Source organism: Nodularia chucula CCY0103, from assembly GCF_963923915.1.
Taxonomy (GTDB): domain Bacteria; phylum Cyanobacteriota; class Cyanobacteriia; order Cyanobacteriales; family Nostocaceae; genus Nodularia; species Nodularia chucula.
This window is the reverse complement of sequence record NZ_CAWUOL010000004.1, coordinates 80,098-96,992: the sequence shown is the minus strand read 5'-3', so window position 1 is coordinate 96,992 and position 16,895 is coordinate 80,098. Positions and strand designations below refer to the sequence as shown.

Sequence of the window (16,895 nt, the reverse complement as noted above, 5' to 3'; positions counted from 1 at the left end):
AAAGAGTTTTTTCTGGATACCTAAGACTCAATACCCGATCCTTCATACCCAATCCCTAATCCCCGATCCAATTCCCTCAATCCATTTATGATGTTTCCCGATTTCTCTGATTTTTCTCAGCTAGCTAAACAAGGTAATTTTGTCCCGGTATATCAAGAATGGGTAGCAGACCTCGATACCCCTGTTTCTGCTTGGTACAAAGTTTGTGCTGGTCAGCCTTATAGTTTTTTGCTGGAATCAGTGGAAGGGGGGGAAAAAATCGGACGTTATAGCTTGCTGGGTTGCAATCCTCTGTGGATTTTGTCCGCCAAGGGTGACACTACCACTCAAACCCATCGAGATGGTTCTCAGGTTGTCTTTGCAGGGGACCCGTTTACAGCTTTAGCGGAATGTCTGGAACCCTATAAACCAGTGACTTTACCCCAACTACCGCCGGGAATTGGAGGGCTGTTTGGCTTTTGGGGCTATGAATTGATTCGTTGGATTGAGCCACGTGTGCCAATTCATCCACCAGATGAGCGTAATATCCCTGACGGGTTATGGATGCAGGTGGATCATTTGTTAATTTTTGACCAAGTGAAGCGAAAAATTTGGGCGATCGCCTATGCTGATTTACGTGACCCGAATGTAGATTTGCAACAGGCTTATGAACAAGCGTGCGATCGCGTCACCCAGATACTGTGTAAATTATCTCTGCCAGTTTCACCACAAAAAACTATTTTAGAATGGACTCCCCCAGGAACGCAGAATAGTGGGGGTCTAGAGGAATATACCAGCAACTTCACCCGTCCAGAATTTTGCGCCAGTGTAGAAAAAGCCAAAGAATATATTAAAGCTGGCGATATTTTCCAAGTAGTCATTTCTCAACAATTAGCTACAAAATACACAGGGGACCCCTTCGCCCTTTATCGCTCCCTGCGCCAGATAAATCCTTCCCCTTACATGGCCTTCTTTAACTTCCAAGATTGGCAAATCATCGGTTCTAGTCCGGAAGTCATGGTTAAAGCTGAACGTGATAGCGATGGTGGAGTCTTAGCTACAGTCCGCCCCATAGCGGGGACACGTCCACGGGGTAAAACCACCAAAGAGGATGCAGCCTTTGCAGAAGATTTACTTCAAGACCCCAAAGAAACAGCAGAACACGTCATGCTAGTAGATTTAGGGCGGAATGATTTGGGGCGGGTTTGTGAAAGTGGTAGCGTCAAAGTTGACGAATTAATGATCGTTGAGCGTTATTCCCATGTCATGCACATTGTCAGTAATGTGGTGGGTAAATTATCACCAAATAAAACAGCTTGGGATTTACTCAAGGCTTGTTTCCCTGCGGGGACGGTGAGTGGTGCGCCGAAAATTCGGGCGATGGAAATTATCAATGAGTTAGAACCCAGTCGCCGGGGTGTTTATTCTGGTGTCTATGGTTATTATGATTTTGAAGGTCAATTAAATAGTGCGATCGCAATTCGCACAATGGTATTGCAGAATAATACAGTAACTGTCCAAGCTGGTGCAGGTTTAGTGGCTGATTCTGAACCAGAGAAGGAATATGAAGAAACTTTAAATAAAGCGCGAGGGCTGTTAATCGCAATTCGTTGTTTGCAATAGGTGCTAAGAGGATGTTTGTAAAGTATCGATTATTACTAGCCCTGGCGACTAGAAGTCGCGGCTACACAAACTAAACCCGCCTGCGCGGGTTAGAAACCTTGATTTTTCATTAGTCCACGCAGGTGGATTTGGCCTGTGTAGTAGCGAATTATATTCGCCTAAAACTTTTAACTGGAGTTTAGACTAAATAGCCGGATTCAAAGGAAAAAATAAGGGGTGTGATTGAACACAGTCCCCCTATTAGCAGAAACTGAGAGCAGAACAACCAACTCTCATCTGCCAATATGAAATGTGCCAAACTAAAAGACTTCCGTCAAGCCGCGTACAACCATTTAGGTAGAGCGCATGATGTAACTTTTGAACTAACGGATGCAATATTGCTGACTCGTAACGCCTACAGCTTGGCAGATTTATCGCTATCACCAGTATTTAGACGCAAGTGGCCAAGTATTTATGAGGCATTACAAGATAGCAGACCACAGCGACAAAAGCTGATGCAGTTATACATCAAACAAGTGCCAACGCAGGAACGTCTGTTGTTAGTAGGTGACCATACGGCCTGGTCGCGCCCGGATGCAGTAACCCTACAGGAAAGGACAATTGAACATAGCAGTGTCACAGTAGGGGGAAACAAACCAATTACCGTTGGTCACGGATATAGCACCATTGCTTGGATACCAGAAGATTCGGGGAGTTGGGCGTTACCCTTGAGACATGAGCGCTCTTTCCAGTTGGGAAAATCCAATACAGAAGGCAACTTGGCAACTACAACAAGTGTGTAAAAATTTACCAACTAGACCAATTTCGGTTTGGGACAGTGAGTATGGCTGCGCCCCTTTCCTGTTGAAGACGGCCAACATCAAAGCAGACATTCTTGTCCGGTTGCGTTCAAATCTTTGTTTGTGGAATGCACCGCCACCGTATTCTGGAAAGGGAAGACCCAGGAAGCACGGTGACAAATTCAAGCTGAATGAATCCTCTACATGGAGCGAAGTCACTCATAGTTTAGAAGTGAACCATCCCAAGCTAGGAAGAGTCAAGGTGAGGTTATGGTCAAATTTACACTTCCGTAAAACTGCTACACGCCCCATGTCTCTCATCAGGGTTGAACGTCTAGATGAGCAAAGCAACTTGAGAGTATCAAAACCTTTGTGGTTGGCTTGGGTTGGGGAACAAATGCCGACCTTAGAAAAAGTTTGGCAACTGTACTTGCGGCGTTTTACTGTTGAACATTGGTATCGTTTTTTGAAGCACCGCCTACACTGGACATTGCCCAAGCTCAGTACCCCCAAGCAATGTGACCGTTGGAGTGACCTCATGCCTCTGATGACTTGGGAATTGTGGTTGGCACGTGATATCGTTACTGACAATCCTCTCCCTTGGCAGAAGTCATTAGACAAAATGACCCCTGGAAGGGTTGCCCAGGCGATGGGGAGCATTTTTGCGGTGATTGGTACTCCTGCCCGTTCACCCAAACCTCGTGGAAAGTCTCCAGGTTGGAAGACCGGACAACCACGCCAACGTAGAATTCGCTATCCCATAGTCAAAAAGACTACAACTAAGCCCCGCAAAAATAAACCAGAATCTGCTTAGGATTGTAGATTTTCATCTCTAAAGTCTGTTTCTTTTCAACTCAGCGCTGCTGGGTCGTTTTCTGTCGCTTAGTCTAAACTCCAGTTTTAAAACATCCTCTAACCTCTAAAGTAAAAAATTATCTGCGTTTATCTGCGTCCATCTGCGTTTAATTATTCTGCTTTTACCCTACTCCCCAGCTATATTAAACCACTGAACAATTCCCTCAGCCAAAACCTGCGCTAACTTCCTCTGTTCCTGAGAATCCATCGCCAAGTCGAAATCATCAGGGTTACTCATAAAACCCAATTCCAATAAAACCGATGGTGCAGAATGGGGACGTGTCAACGCTAAATTATTCCAATACACCCCAAAAGACGACCTACCTAAGTTCTGCACTAACCGATTTTGCAGCAACACAGCTAAACTGTGGGCTTGGGGATGATACCAATAACTACTGACTCCCTTGGTATTTTCTGCATCACCATCATCAGCTAAAAATCGATAATGAAAAGTTAGGGCGATCGCAGGTTGTTTGCGATCGATCATATTCTGACGTGACACCAAAGACAAATCCCGATCATCTTCCCTAGTCATCTCCACATTTGCACCTAGTCGCCGCAATTCATCCCGTAACAGTTTTGTCACCACTAAATTTAAATCTTTAGCTAAATCACCCGTTGGTCCTACTGCACCCAATTCTTCCCCACCGTGTCCAGCATTCAAGAGAATCTCTACCCCAGATAAAGGTTGTGGTTTGCGGGAAATAGCTGGAGGATGACGCAAAGTCAAAACCAAAGTTGTATTTCGGTATTCCAGGTTATATCCCCATTGTTGGTCTGTTTTGAGGTTAAAAGTATACTGCACAGTTCCAGGTGCGATTTGCTGCCAATCCAGACGAGAAATTAAGGGGTCATCATCTAGGCGAATTGTGTCTGTTTGGGCTGTGGTGTTATGTAAAGTCAGGGTAAAAGTGCGATCGCCCTGTTCTACAGTTATAGGTACAGGAACTTGCAGAGGAAAGACTATTTCTGTGGCTGTGGGTAATTGCCGTGATAGGATACTGCGAATCATTGACCGTGGCGGAATTGCGCCTGGAATCCTGCGAGTTTCTTGACTATGAATCCAAGCCCCATAGTCTAAACGCAACCAATCACCTTCTTTAGCTGTCACAGATGCTCTCACACCTTTGGGTAAGGGCGTTAAGCGGGAATCAGTGGTACTGGGGCCAGTCCGCGCCACACCAGCCTCAGCTATGACTTCCACTACAGGGAGTTTAGTCGGTGAAAGGGTATGAATTTTACCGGGACTGACTTGAGTGATAGTTTCGCCATTGAGAGTTAATTGAAATTCCGGTTGTTCTGCATTTGTTAATCTTCCCAATCTTGTACATCCCTGATATTTACCTGGGATAACTTGAGTGATGGGTTGATTTTTATCTATATATATAAATGAATTATTAGGCAGAGATACTTGTTCTGTTTGCGGTGATAAGTTAACAGTTTGCTCTCCCAATTTTACCTTTAAATTAGCATTGGGAGTAGCTATTGCACTCAAACAAATCTCTTCTCCTGGTAGTCGAGAAATATCAACTTGGGGAGTTAGGGAATTTTGGACAAAGGCTAATCCTGGGGGAATTTCTGGTTGAGGATCAACTCTATTTACCTGGATCTGAATTTGTTGATTGTCGTAACTGATAGTAAAGAGATTTTCTCCTACATTTAGGGGAAAGCTAGGGGCGAAATGTCCAGATTTACTGCGTTGAATTACTTGATTATTAATCCTAACTTCTCCCCTGTTTGGTGCAGTCCCCAAGAGGAATATTTTCTCTGTATTGGTTTGGTGATTAGTTGGCGGATACACCACTTTCAGAGTGTTTGCTTGCGCCCAAGCTACGCTGGGTGTCACAAAACAACCGAGAATAATTAATCCTAAATATCGCATGAGTAGGGACTGGGGACTGGGGAATGGGGACTGGGGACTAGGGACTGGGTATTGGATATTGGGTATTAGATAGTAACAATTTTTCCCCACACTTCCGACACTTCTGACACTCCCCGCACCTCCCATACCTACACGCTACCTCTTGTTTGACTAGATTTAACCCACTCAACAACCCCCTTAGCTAAAGTCTGGGCTAATTTTTGCTGTTCTTGGGAATTGGTCAACCATTCAAATTCTTGGGGGTTAATCATAAAACCTAATTCCAATAAAACTGATGGCGCAGCGTGGGGACGGGTGAGGGCGAGATTATTCCAAAAAACACCATATGATGGTCTATTGAGTTGTTTAACTAAATAGTTGTGCATGAATATAGCTAGGCTATGAGCTTGGGGATGATACCAAAAAGTGCCAATTCCCTTGGTATTCTCAGCATCACCACTGTCGGGTAAAGCGTTGTAATGTATGGAAAATGCCATTGCTGGTGCTTCTCGATCTATCATGGCCATGCGATCGCCTAAAGAAACTGCCACATCAGTATCCCTAGTCATCACCACTGTCGCCCCTAATTTCACCAACTCATTACGGAATAACTTAGACACGACTAAATTCACGGCTTTTTCTGGATATCCAGTCGGACCAACTGCACCAGATTCTGCGCCGCCATGTCCCGGATCGAGTAAGATTTTTATCCCAGATAGGGGTTTCTGTCTTTCCCTGCCCATTGTGGGGGCATGAGGCAAAGTTAAAATCAGGCTAGTATTTTCATATTTCAACTTATAACCCCACTGTTGAGATTTTTTGAGGTTAAAGGTGTATTTTGCCTGTCCTGGAGCCACCTGTTGCCAATCTAGACGAGAAATTAATGGGTCATCATCTAAACGAATTGTATCTGTTTGGGCTGTAGTGTTGTAAAGTGTGAGAGTGAAACTATCATTGCTCTGTTGCACGCTCAGGGGTACAGGAACTTGTAGAGGGAAAACTATTTCTGTAGCATGAGGAAGCCGACGATATCCCACACTCCGAATTGTTGTGCGTGGCGGAATAGCACCTGGTAAAACGCGAGTCTCTTTACTATTAATCCAACCGCCATAGTCTAGGCGCAACCATTCACTGTCACGACCTGTAATTGATGCTTGTGTGCCTTTGGGTAGTGGGGTGAGTCGGGAAAAATCGGTGCTGGGGCCTGTACGTGCTACGCCTGCATCTGCTACTACCTCGGCAATTTCTAAGTTTCCAGGTGAGAGGATTTGAATTTTACCGGTTCCTGGTTGAGTTATGGTTTGACCATTTAGCGTTAGTTGAAATTCTGGTGTACCCAAATCCAGATTTGGTTGATTATTGGGGACAGCAGCACCCGAAATCTGTTTACCGTCAATTACATTTACGGAATCAGACTCAGATGCTTGAAGTATGGAACAACCTTCATACTTTCCTGGGATAGACTGGGCAGTAGGTTGGTTATTTCCTATGAGTGCGGCTGAATTACTGGGTAGACTTACCTGTTGAGGTTGGGGTGCAAGAGAAATAGTTTTATTTGCCAGATTGACAGATACATTGGCGTTAGGGGGTGCGATCGCACTAAAACAAATTAATTCTCCTGGTAGTCTAGCAATGTCGGCTGCTGGAATGAGAGAATCTTTGGCGAAGGCTAAACCTTGGGGTAACTCAGGCTGTGTCGCCAGCCTTGTAACTTGAATTTTTAGTTGTTGATTTTGGTGACGTACAGTAAAGAGATTTTCTCCTAACTGTAAGGGAAAACTGGGAGCAAAATGGCCGGCTTGACTGCGGTTAATTGTCTTACCATTGATCAAAACCTGTCCATTTGCTGGCGCTGTGCCAATCAAGAAGATTTTTTCTGAACTTGTTTGGTGGTTGTTTTGCGGATAAACCACTAAAAGTGATGGTCCTGCCAATGCTATTACAGAGGAGGTAACGATAAACCCTAATATTACTAATCCTAGAAGTTTTTTCACGACAACGGTACAAAAGATTTCACCACATAGACTGTGGCACAATGACGGGATGTTTTTTGAGAAGTTGCTAAAAATTCAAAATACTATACTATGACTAAGTTTATTTTTGTAACTGGAGGTGTAGTTTCCAGTATTGGCAAAGGCATTGTAGCAGCAAGTCTGGGTCGTTTACTCAAATCGCGCAATTATTCGGTGTCGATTTTGAAACTGGACCCTTATATTAATATCGACCCCGGTACAATGAGTCCTTTTCAGCATGGGGAAGTTTTTGTAACCAAGGATGGTGCAGAAACAGATTTAGACTTGGGACATTACGAACGCTTTACTGATACCTCAATGTCGCGGTTAAATAGTGTTACCACTGGGTCAATTTACCAGGCGGTAATTAATAAAGAGCGGCGGGGAGACTACAATGGCGGTACTGTACAAGTTATACCCCATATTACCAACGAAATTAAAGAGCGGATTCTCACAGTTGCCCAAGATACTAATCCATCTGTATTAATTACAGAGATTGGCGGTACGGTGGGGGATATTGAATCTTTGCCCTTTTTGGAAGCTATTCGTCAGTTACGCAAGGAAGTGGGACGGCAAAATGTCTTGTATATGCACGTTACCCTGATACCTTGGATAGCTTCGGCTGGGGAAATGAAGACTAAGCCGACTCAGCATTCTGTGAAGGAGTTGAGATCCATTGGCATTCAACCAGATATTTTAGTCTGTCGGTGCGATCGCTCGTTACCTTTGGGATTAAAACGCAAGTTGTCGGAATTTTGCGATGTTCCCCAAGAATGTGTAATTACTTCTCAAGATGCCAGTAGTATTTACGAAGTCCCCCTAAATTTAGAACAGGAAGGACTGGCAGAGCAAGTTTTAGATTTGCTGCAAATGGAACAACGGCAACCAAATCTGGTGCAGTGGCGAACAATGGTAGAGCGCCTATACAGTCCTAAGTATACTGTAGAAATTGCCATTGTTGGGAAGTATGTGCGATTAAGTGATGCTTATTTGTCTGTGGTGGAAGCCCTGCGCCATGCTGCTATTGATACCTATGGCGATTTACGCTTGCGATGGGTGAACTCGGAGGATTTAGAAAAGGAATCACCGGAAACTTATTTGGCTGGTGTTGATGGGATTTTAGTCCCTGGAGGTTTTGGGATTCGGGGGGTAGATGGTAAAATTGCGGCTATTCAATATGCGCGCGATCGCCAAATTCCCTTCTTAGGTTTATGCTTAGGAATGCAATGTGCCGTGATTGAGTGGGCGAGAAATGTCCAGAGTCTCACAGATGCAAACAGTGCTGAATTTGATCCTGAAACCAACTATCCCGTAATTAACCTGTTACCAGAACAGCAAAATGTAGTTGATTTAGGCGGAACTATGCGCTTAGGTCTTTATCCTTGTCATCTTGTTCCTAATACTATCGCCGCTAATCTTTATCAACAAGAAATAGTTGACGAACGCCACCGCCATCGCTATGAGTTTAACAATACTTATCGTGATATGTTGTTGGAATCTGGATATGTTATTAGTGGCACTTCCCCAGATGGACGCTTAGTAGAAATTGTCGAATTTCCTGAACATCCTTTCTTTTTAGCTTGTCAATTTCACCCAGAGTTTCATTCTCGTCCCAGCACTCCTCATCCTTTATTTAAAGGATTTATGGAAGCAGCGATTAACCGGACTCATCCCATGTCTAACTTACCAACACCCGTGGAAGTTTCTTAAAAGATTCAAAACTCAAGAAGGTAGCTTTTTTGAGTTTTGAATTGGTACTAAGCAACATTAACTTAGGAATTGAGGATATTTTCCTTCATGTACAGGGTGCATCATTCATATATAAACTTCAAACTTAAGGAGATGTTGTGGCGTACTGGGTGAAAATCCTTTACGATAGGAAAAAATATATAGTGAATTTTGAGCGTGTTAATGCTTTTTGCTATGAAGAAAATGGCAGAGTAACTTTTTGGTTGCCTGATTCCGCTATTCCTATTGTGATAAATCCACAGGCTCATTTAGAAGACTATGACAAACTGCAAGAATATTTAGAATATGTTAGCGGTTTGGAACTAGATAATGCTTATTGGGTAAAAATTATTTATGAGCGCAAACAATATATAGTTAACCTCATATCTATTAGTTCTTTTTGTCAAGAACCTAATGGCAGAATCACTTTTTGGCTGCCTGATGGTACTATTCCCATTATTATTAATCCAGTCAGTAATCCAGAATCTTATAAAAAAATCTTAAGTTTTGTGCAGCAGTCCACAGGATATTCTTTGTCTTAGGCGGGGAGTGGGAAGTGTGGGGAATTAAGAAGATATTGAACACATGAACGTACTAAAATTCAATTTTCTTAAACACTACACCCAATACCCTATCCCCAACACCCTTCCCTGACGAGATTTCGGCTTATCTTTGTGCCATTTACTCATTACCAATGACTAATTTTGCAGCACCTACCATTCCGGCTGAATTGCCTAATTGTGCTGGTAAAATCTCTAATCCTGCGCGGGATGTCGCCATGACTCGCTGCTGAATTTCTGCTTTCAATGCAGGGAGAAAAAACTCAAAGCTGGCGCTGATACCACCACCAATAATTACTGCTTGGGGTGTCAAGACATAGATTAAACTAGCTAAACCGATACCCAAATCTCTACCATATTCCTGCCAAAAAGTCAAGGCTTTGATATCTCCGGCGGCGGCGAGTGCGCCTAATTCCCAGGGTTCCTTACCTGTACGGCGACGAATGGCTGTAATTGAAGCATACTGTTCTAAAGAACCCCAATTCCCACTTTTACATATAGGTCCATCGGGGTGTAGGGTAATTAAACCCAGTTCCCCAGCTGCGCCTTGATGTCCGACAAATAGCTTGCCATTTAAAATAATCGCACCACCAACGCCAGTTCCCAAAGTTAATAAAATCAAATTGTCAAAGTGGCGACCAGCACCTAACCAAGCTTCCGCTAAACCGGCACAGTTGGCATCATTAGCAATGACGGTGGGTTTACCTGTTTTAGCTTCTAGCCAGTCGGCTAAAGGTACATTTCGCCATTCTGGTAAGTTGATGGCAATTTGGGCAATGCGTCCGGTTTTATCAGCCGGGCCAGGAGTACCGACACCAATGGCCACAGCTTGATTATAGGGGTCTACTTGGGCGATCGCATCTATAATCACAGCTAAAACAGCTTCTGGCGTTGATGGTTGGGGAGTATCCACAGTCAAACTTTGTAAGCAAGTACCATCGGTTTGGAACCTTCCCAGCTTAATTGCAGTTCCCCCGACATCAATACCAAGAACTTGAGAGTTTATCACCTGACAGAATAAAAACCTATGTATTAATTTAGCCTTTGTGGGTTTGACGATCAACAAATTCTGAGTTATTCGTTCTCTGAGTAGTCATACCTGCACTAACCATTGAGGAATGAATACTTGATTTTTGCCAATTTGTAACTGGTGTACCGTGTAATAACCCAGTTAAGGCGACGGATAGCATAAACCCACCAGCAGCAGCAGCAATTAAAGAAATGTTATCTTTCACTCTAGTTTCTCTGTAATAACTTCCAAAAGATGTAGACGCGAAAACTTAATTTTTGACTATTTCCGCATTCTATTTTCTCGCCGTAAGCGAGGATTGACAAATTCATTTAAGCCCTCACCCAGTAATGATAACCCTACTACCATCAATGTCATTGCTAACCCAGGAAATAGAGTAGTCCACCAAATACCTGTGGGTAAGGCTTCTAAGGCTTGTCTTAAATCATGTCCCCATTCTGGCACTTCTTCGGGAAGTCCTAGCCCCAAAAAGCCTAAACCCCCTAATACTAATATGGCATCGGCGGCGTTGAGGGTAAATAGTACCGGTACACTTTGAATAACATTAAAAAATAGATAGCGGGATAGTACCACCCAAGTGGAAGCACCCATTGCTTGTGCGGCTTCAATAAATACCTCTGTTTTAACGCTGATAGTGTGATTACGGACAACGCGATAATATTGGGGAATGTAGGCAATGCTAATGGCGATCGCCGCATTGAAAATACCTCTTCCCACCACAAAAGCCAGTGTAACTGAAAGTAGTAGCCCCGGTAAAGTGTAAATACTATCCATGAGAAATAGCAACACCCGGTCTAACTTACCTCCTAGATAGCCGCTTACCATCCCCAACGGCACACCAATAAACATACTCAGCACTGTAGCTAAAATTACTACTTGTAGGGCAACTTGAGCGCCAAACAATGTGCGAGAAAATACATCATGTCCCAGACGACTTGTACCAAACCAATATTTGGCTGAGGGTGGTTGTTGAATGGGGTTAGAGAGAAACTCTCTAGGATTTTGCAACCATCCCCAACTTTGTAATACAGGCGCGAAAAACGCCAGAAACAGGAAAAATAAAGTAATAACTATCCCAATTAGCATTAACTTTTGGGAAAGCTGAGGATTTTTAGCAAAACGTAAAAAAGTCGGTAGCTGACGTTTAGTCATGGGGATTGGGGATTGGGGACTGGGGATTGGGGATTGGGGACTGGGGACTGGGGATTGGGGATCGGGGACTGGGGACTGGGGATGTGGTAAAAATCTCTCATAAAATTGAGTGATTTTCAATTGGGATGATATGGGCGATAAAGGTTTTGAGTCTTTAGATTTTTATCAAGATAGTCTTAAGTTACTAAAAGCAGCTTATCGACTAGCAGATAGTTTGCCAGATTATGAGCGTTACAATTTGAGCGACCAATTAAGAAGAGCAGCTTCCAGTGTATTACTTAACATAGCTGAAGGTTATGGACGCTATCACTATTTAGATAGATTGCGTTTTATGTACATTGCTCGTGGTTCACTAGCTGAGACCAAAAGCGCCTTTATTATTGCTGAAAGCTTAGGTTATTGCAATAATCAACAGTTAAACTGGGTCAGCCAGCTTAAAGACAGAATCGAAAAAAGTCTCAACGGTTACTGTCGATTTATTCGTTCTCAGAAACAAGGTCAACAAGACTACGGTACTAGACTAAATGATTATGATTGAGTATTAAGTATCTGGTAAAGATATTGGGTATTAGAAAAAGTCTTCCCCCGTCCCCAATCCCCAGTCCCCAGTCCCCAGTCCCCAATCCCCAATCCCCAATCCCCAATCCCCAGTCCCCAGTCCCCAGTCCCCAGTCCCCAGTCCCCAACCTTTAAAGATAACTTGCAATCATCTGACGATATTCGCTCTTTTGCTTCACACCTTTGACCTCGTGCAACAATTCCTTATCCTTAAAAAACTGAATTGTCGGCGTACCAATAATATTGGCATTTTCTGCAATATCTCGGTGTACATCAATGTCAACTTCTACGAAGTGAATTTTCCCGTCAAATTCATCTATAACCTTATTTAATATCGGCTTGAGAGTATGACAAGGGCCGCAACCAGGGGAAACGTATTTAACTATGATCAGGCGATCGCTTTCATGGAATAATTTCCGTAAAGCATAACCCCCCTCATGGCGAGTCACCAGCAAATTAAAATCAACCGTCACTTCCACCTCAGTCCTAGTATCTGCATCGGTTTCTAAGTCATCAACTCCCGTCCCCGACTGATGAAATTCCGTAATTAAACTCTGACTAGATAACCAACGTTCCGCCAACATCGCCGCCATACAACCAGAACCAGCAGCAGTAATAGCTTGACGAAACTCATGATCTTGCACATCCCCAGCCGCAAACACACCTTCCACACTGGTTTCCACAGAATTATTTTTCGTCACCACATAACCCACCTCATCCAGAGACAACTGTCCTTGAAATAAAGCAGTATTGGGACTATGACCAATAGCGTAAAACAAACCCTTAACATCAAGCTGACCTTCTAACCCAGTTTGATTATTCCGCACCCTCACCCCAGCCAGATCACCATCACCGAAAATATCCACCGCTTCAGTATGCCAATGTACCTCAATTTTCGGGTTACTCAACACCCGGTCTTGCATAGCCTTAGAAGCCCGCATTTGATCAGAACGCACCAGCAGATTAACCTTAGAAGCGTATTTAGTTAAATAAATAGACTCTTCCGCCGCCGAGTCCCCAGCACCAATAACAGCCAACTCTGCACCCTTAAACATTGGTACTGCACCATCACAAATTGCACAAGCAGAAATACCCCGACTCCAGAATAACTGTTCACTAGGTAAACCCAAACGCTTCGCAGTTGCACCAGTAGCAATCACAATACTATGGGCTTTAACTTCCCTTTCTGAAGACCGGACAACAAAAGGACGCTGGCTCAAATCTACAGAGATTACATCCTCAGTATATAGTTCCGCCCCCCAGCGTTCAGCTTGCGCCTTCATATTATCCATCAGTTCCGGCCCCGTAATCCCCGCAGGGAACCCCGGAAAATTTTCCACCTCCGTTGTGGTCATTAATTGACCACCCGGTAAACCCCCCACCTCAAACCCTTCAAACACCACAGGTTTTAAATTCGCTCGTCCCGCATAAATAGCCGCCGTGTAACCTGCTGGGCCAGAACCAATAATTACTAAATTTTCCACAGTTGGGTTACTCATATAAACAAACTCATAACGACTATGGATAATATAGCATTATTAGCCCGGTAATGCTACAGAACCTCACCCCAGTCCCTGTTCCTCTCAAATTTTGTAGGGTGGGTATAGCCCAAGGAGCATAGCTGCGCTAAAGCAACAGCGTAACCCACCATTAATTACTTCTAATTCTTCAAGAAGGGACGAATACTAGCGACTACAGCCAAAGAATCTAAACCCCTCTCTACTAATTCAGGGAAATTAGATAAGGTCTCGATAATAACCTCAGCAAAGTTATATTCAGGATTACTGCCATGATTAACTGTTAAATATTCTAGTAACTCCAAAGCATAATCAGGAAAACCAAGAACATCAGCTATACAAGCTAATTTCAAAATTCTTTCTGGTTCCTTAATCAGGAAATTAGTATTTTCTCTCAGGGGATCTTGGAGATAATAAGCCTCTCCCCAAAGCAACTGTCCCTGACGCTCTGCTGATGCAATGGGGGAACGCGCCCGCACACGATAAGAATTTCTTAAATCAAATAATGTAAAATCATTCGCCCTTAAATGGCTATCTATATCAGCAAATAAAGGTTGATTGAGATATATAGGTGAAAATTCCACTTCTGTCTCAATTCCCAACACCCCACGGCTTAAAATCTTAGATGCTCCTTTTAAAACCTCCAATTCTGCTCCTTGAACATCAATTTGTAAAAAGTCTATAGTATTAATTTTTTCAGCATCGCAAAAAGAATCTAATGTAGTTGTCTCCATCTGCAAAGTAAAATCTAAATTACAGAATTCTGGCAAACTAGCAAACCTATTTGTAAATGCTTCATTGGGCGCATACAGAGAACTACACATAGGATGCTTAGTCACATAAAGTGTTCTCTCTTCTATCGACTTACCCAGCGCTAAAGGAATATGTTTTTCAGTCCAATTGATTCCCCGTGTTTCCAAATCAGCTTCAGCCGCTTCACAAGCATCAGCATCAGCATCAAAACCGTAAATAGTCAAGTTAGGAGCAAATAAATTCCAAGCACCAGCCCCATAGTCATCGTTTGATGATAATTTGCGAGATCCTACATTACAGATTGTGAGATGAATTTTGTCAAGGAAACCTTTTTCTTTCAGACTTTTGAGAAAAACAGACATAGTTTCTTTCCTTTGCGTATACTTTTATCAGCCAGTATCTATCCCACATAGGTTACTGTCAATCATAACAAGCTAGTAGTTAGGACTTTAGTCCTCAGTCTCCATATCACCCATATTCGGCGTAAACCTTACCCTGTTGGGGACTTCCAAATTTTCCTGATTGTGACTAAATACAGGATTTCGGCGTAAACTTTGGTTTATGTTGTGTTAAAAATCTGCAAAATAGGGAACAATAAAACTGGTGTAACCACTGATTCCCACTGCAAAATTGATTATCAGGAGAAATTGTAATGGTAAATATAGCATCTGAATTATTAGAAAAAATTCGTCAGCAATTTGATAGTTCTCCCTATCCCCGCATTCCCCTGGATAAATCACCTAAAAAAGAACCTAAGTTACTTTATATTCATAGCTTAGTGACATCTTATTATTTAAAAACCCAAAAAGTTATCGATAGTAAAGGTAAGGTTATTTTAGATGCCGGATGTGGAACTGGTTATAAATCATTAATATTAGCAGAAGCTAATCCAGGAGCCAAAATTGTCGGCGTTGATATTTCTCCAGAATCCATTAAATTAGCGCAACAACGGCTAGAACATCATGGCTTTGACAATGCCGAATTTCATGTTTTATCCCTGGAAGAATTGCCCCAGCTAAATTACCAGTTTGATTATATTAACTGTGATGAACTTTTGTATCTGTTACCGGATATAACCGTGGGTTTAAAAGCCATGAAAGCAGTGCTAAAGCCAGAGGGAATTATTCGGACTAATCTTCATAGCGAACTTCAGAGAGTTTATTTCTTCCGCGCCCAACAACTCTTCACCATGATGGGGTTAATGGAAGGAAATCCAGAAGAAATGGAAATGGAAATTGTTAAAGACACTATGAAGGCTTTGAAAGACCATGTACATCTCAAAGCCATCACCTGGGATGGTAATTATGACGGAGAGGAGGGTAAAGAAAGAATTTTAATGAATTACCTGTTCCAAGGCGACAAAGGTTACACCATCCCCGATATGTTCTCAGCTTTGGTAGAGTCTGACCTAGAGTTTATCAGTATGGTGAACTGGCGACAGTGGGAATTAGTCGATTTATTCAAAGAACCAGATAATTTACCCACCTTTTTGGCAATGACCTTACCAGATATATCTATAGAAGAACGCCTACAGTTATTTGAACTGCTACATCCTGTGCATAGGTTGATTGACTTTTGGTGTGGTCATCCTGACTCAGATGCAGATATTCTAACAGTTGCAGAATGGAGTGATTCAGATTGGCGAGTTTCTACAGTACATCTGTGTCCTCAGTTAAAAATTCCCAAGTTTCAAACAGAACTCATTGCTTGTGTGCAAGACTTGCGACCATTTCCCATTTGTCAATACTTATCACCCACAGACGGAATTAAAGAATTAGAGACCTCAAGAGCCACTTGCTTAATACCTTTATTAGAGCAACCCCAGCCGATGATGGCTTTGGTAGAGCGTTGGCAACAATTTCGCCCTCTAGATCCTGTGACTTTAGAGCCTACAGAGTCAGAAGCAGCCTTCAATATAGTGAAACAGTTACTCATCACCCTAGAAAGCTTTGGTTACGTCATGCTGGAGCGTTAAGTTTGTAGTAAGAACTTCAGTCCTTTAGTCCTCCCGCAATTTGTGCATATCTTGCCCCCTAAATCCCCCAAGTCTGGGGGACTTGGAAAATTCTTATCCTGTCGTATATGTATTGGGAGCGGTTCGGCGAGGACTTGGGTAATTGGATCACTATATGTATGCTCTCCTCTCTTCGCCTGGCTACGGTGTACACACATCCTGACCCAAAGAGATTTTTCAGATATAAAAACCGAATTTAACTGTAAATCCAGTTCCTCTCATCACTTGCGGGGTGGGGTCTTATGACACAAAAGAGAATTTCCCGACTTGTGTGTACACCGTAGCTCCTGGGTTGGGGGTGGGGTGCAATTCCTTTAAAAGCTTCTTTTTATGTAAACAAAATCTTGGGTAATGTTGGGTTTCGTTCCTTAACCCAATTTACATTTAATCTAAAACCTTGATTTATGGGGCTTTTTGGAGGATTTGCAGGAAAATAAAAAAATTTTTGCTGGGGGTGATATGAAACTGATCAAG

At 42.9% G+C, this 16,895-nt stretch carries 14 protein-coding genes; 7 read left to right on the top strand and 7 right to left on the bottom strand.

The window, feature by feature from the left end; all coding sequences use genetic code 11:
- Positions 1-87: 87 nt before the first annotated feature.
- The 3 genes from trpE (at position 88) to ACM0OP_RS02750 (ending at position 3,195) form a co-directional block, all read left to right on the top strand.
- Complete coding sequence (gene trpE, locus ACM0OP_RS02760) at positions 88-1,602, top strand: anthranilate synthase component I (protein WP_414526845.1); 1,515 nt, start codon at positions 88-90, stop codon at positions 1,600-1,602.
- 284 nt (positions 1,603-1,886) lie between these two features.
- Positions 1,887-2,384 (top strand): transposase, encoded by a 498-nt coding sequence (locus tag ACM0OP_RS02755; protein ID WP_414526844.1) that lies wholly within the window; start codon positions 1,887-1,889, stop codon positions 2,382-2,384.
- On the top strand, positions 2,317-3,195 hold the full coding sequence (locus ACM0OP_RS02750) for a transposase (RefSeq protein ID WP_414526843.1): 879 nt from the start codon (positions 2,317-2,319) through the stop codon (positions 3,193-3,195). The genes ACM0OP_RS02755 and ACM0OP_RS02750 overlap by 68 nt, the downstream gene beginning before the upstream one ends.
- Positions 3,196-3,363: 168 nt before the next feature.
- On the opposite strand, the gene ACM0OP_RS02745 is transcribed toward ACM0OP_RS02750, so the two are convergent.
- Positions 3,364-5,118 (bottom strand): N-acetylmuramoyl-L-alanine amidase, encoded by a 1,755-nt coding sequence (locus tag ACM0OP_RS02745; RefSeq protein WP_414526842.1) that lies wholly within the window; start codon positions 5,116-5,118, stop codon positions 3,364-3,366.
- Between the two features lie 128 nt (positions 5,119-5,246).
- The gene (locus ACM0OP_RS02740; RefSeq protein WP_414526841.1) at positions 5,247-7,091 is read right to left on the bottom strand and encodes an N-acetylmuramoyl-L-alanine amidase; all 1,845 of its coding nucleotides are present in this window, start codon (positions 7,089-7,091) and stop codon (positions 5,247-5,249) included.
- Between the two features lie 90 nt (positions 7,092-7,181).
- Here ACM0OP_RS02740 and ACM0OP_RS02735 point away from each other — a divergent pair, with 90 nt between their 5' ends.
- Entirely contained in the window at positions 7,182-8,819 is a 1,638-nt protein-coding gene (locus ACM0OP_RS02735) for a CTP synthase (protein WP_414526840.1), read from the top strand.
- A gap of 137 nt (positions 8,820-8,956) precedes the next feature.
- Entirely contained in the window at positions 8,957-9,379 is a 423-nt protein-coding gene (locus ACM0OP_RS02730) for a hypothetical protein (RefSeq protein WP_414526839.1), read from the top strand.
- Positions 9,380-9,518: 139 nt separating this feature from the next.
- Here the strand turns inward: ACM0OP_RS02730 and ACM0OP_RS02725 are convergent, their stop codons facing one another.
- The 3 genes from ACM0OP_RS02725 to ACM0OP_RS02715 are packed head-to-tail and all read right to left on the bottom strand — an operon-like array spanning position 9,519 to position 11,585.
- Positions 9,519-10,406, bottom strand: coding sequence for an ROK family protein (locus ACM0OP_RS02725; protein ID WP_414526838.1), 888 nt, complete (start codon positions 10,404-10,406; stop codon positions 9,519-9,521).
- A gap of 28 nt (positions 10,407-10,434) precedes the next feature.
- A complete protein-coding gene (locus ACM0OP_RS02720; RefSeq protein WP_414526837.1) occupies positions 10,435-10,632 on the bottom strand; it encodes a hypothetical protein in 198 nt (65 codons plus the stop codon).
- Between the two features lie 56 nt (positions 10,633-10,688).
- Positions 10,689-11,585 (bottom strand): ABC transporter permease, encoded by an 897-nt coding sequence (locus ACM0OP_RS02715; protein ID WP_414526879.1) that lies wholly within the window; start codon positions 11,583-11,585, stop codon positions 10,689-10,691.
- Positions 11,586-11,688: 103 nt separating this feature from the next.
- Between ACM0OP_RS02715 and ACM0OP_RS02710 the strand changes: the two genes are divergently transcribed.
- A complete protein-coding gene (locus ACM0OP_RS02710; RefSeq protein ID WP_414526836.1) occupies positions 11,689-12,117 on the top strand; it encodes a four helix bundle protein in 429 nt (142 codons plus the stop codon).
- Positions 12,118-12,268: 151 nt separating this feature from the next.
- Here the strand turns inward: ACM0OP_RS02710 and trxB are convergent, their stop codons facing one another.
- Together trxB and ACM0OP_RS02700 are read right to left on the bottom strand one after the other, a co-directional pair.
- A complete protein-coding gene (gene trxB, locus ACM0OP_RS02705) occupies positions 12,269-13,636 on the bottom strand; it encodes a thioredoxin-disulfide reductase (protein WP_414526835.1) in 1,368 nt (455 codons plus the stop codon).
- A gap of 161 nt (positions 13,637-13,797) precedes the next feature.
- A complete protein-coding gene (locus ACM0OP_RS02700; RefSeq protein WP_414526834.1) occupies positions 13,798-14,769 on the bottom strand; it encodes an FkbM family methyltransferase in 972 nt (323 codons plus the stop codon).
- Between the two features lie 290 nt (positions 14,770-15,059).
- On the opposite strand from ACM0OP_RS02700, the gene ACM0OP_RS02695 reads away from it, so the two are divergent.
- Positions 15,060-16,382, top strand: coding sequence for a class I SAM-dependent methyltransferase (locus tag ACM0OP_RS02695; RefSeq protein WP_414526833.1), 1,323 nt, complete (start codon positions 15,060-15,062; stop codon positions 16,380-16,382).
- Positions 16,383-16,895: the final 513 nt, after the last annotated feature.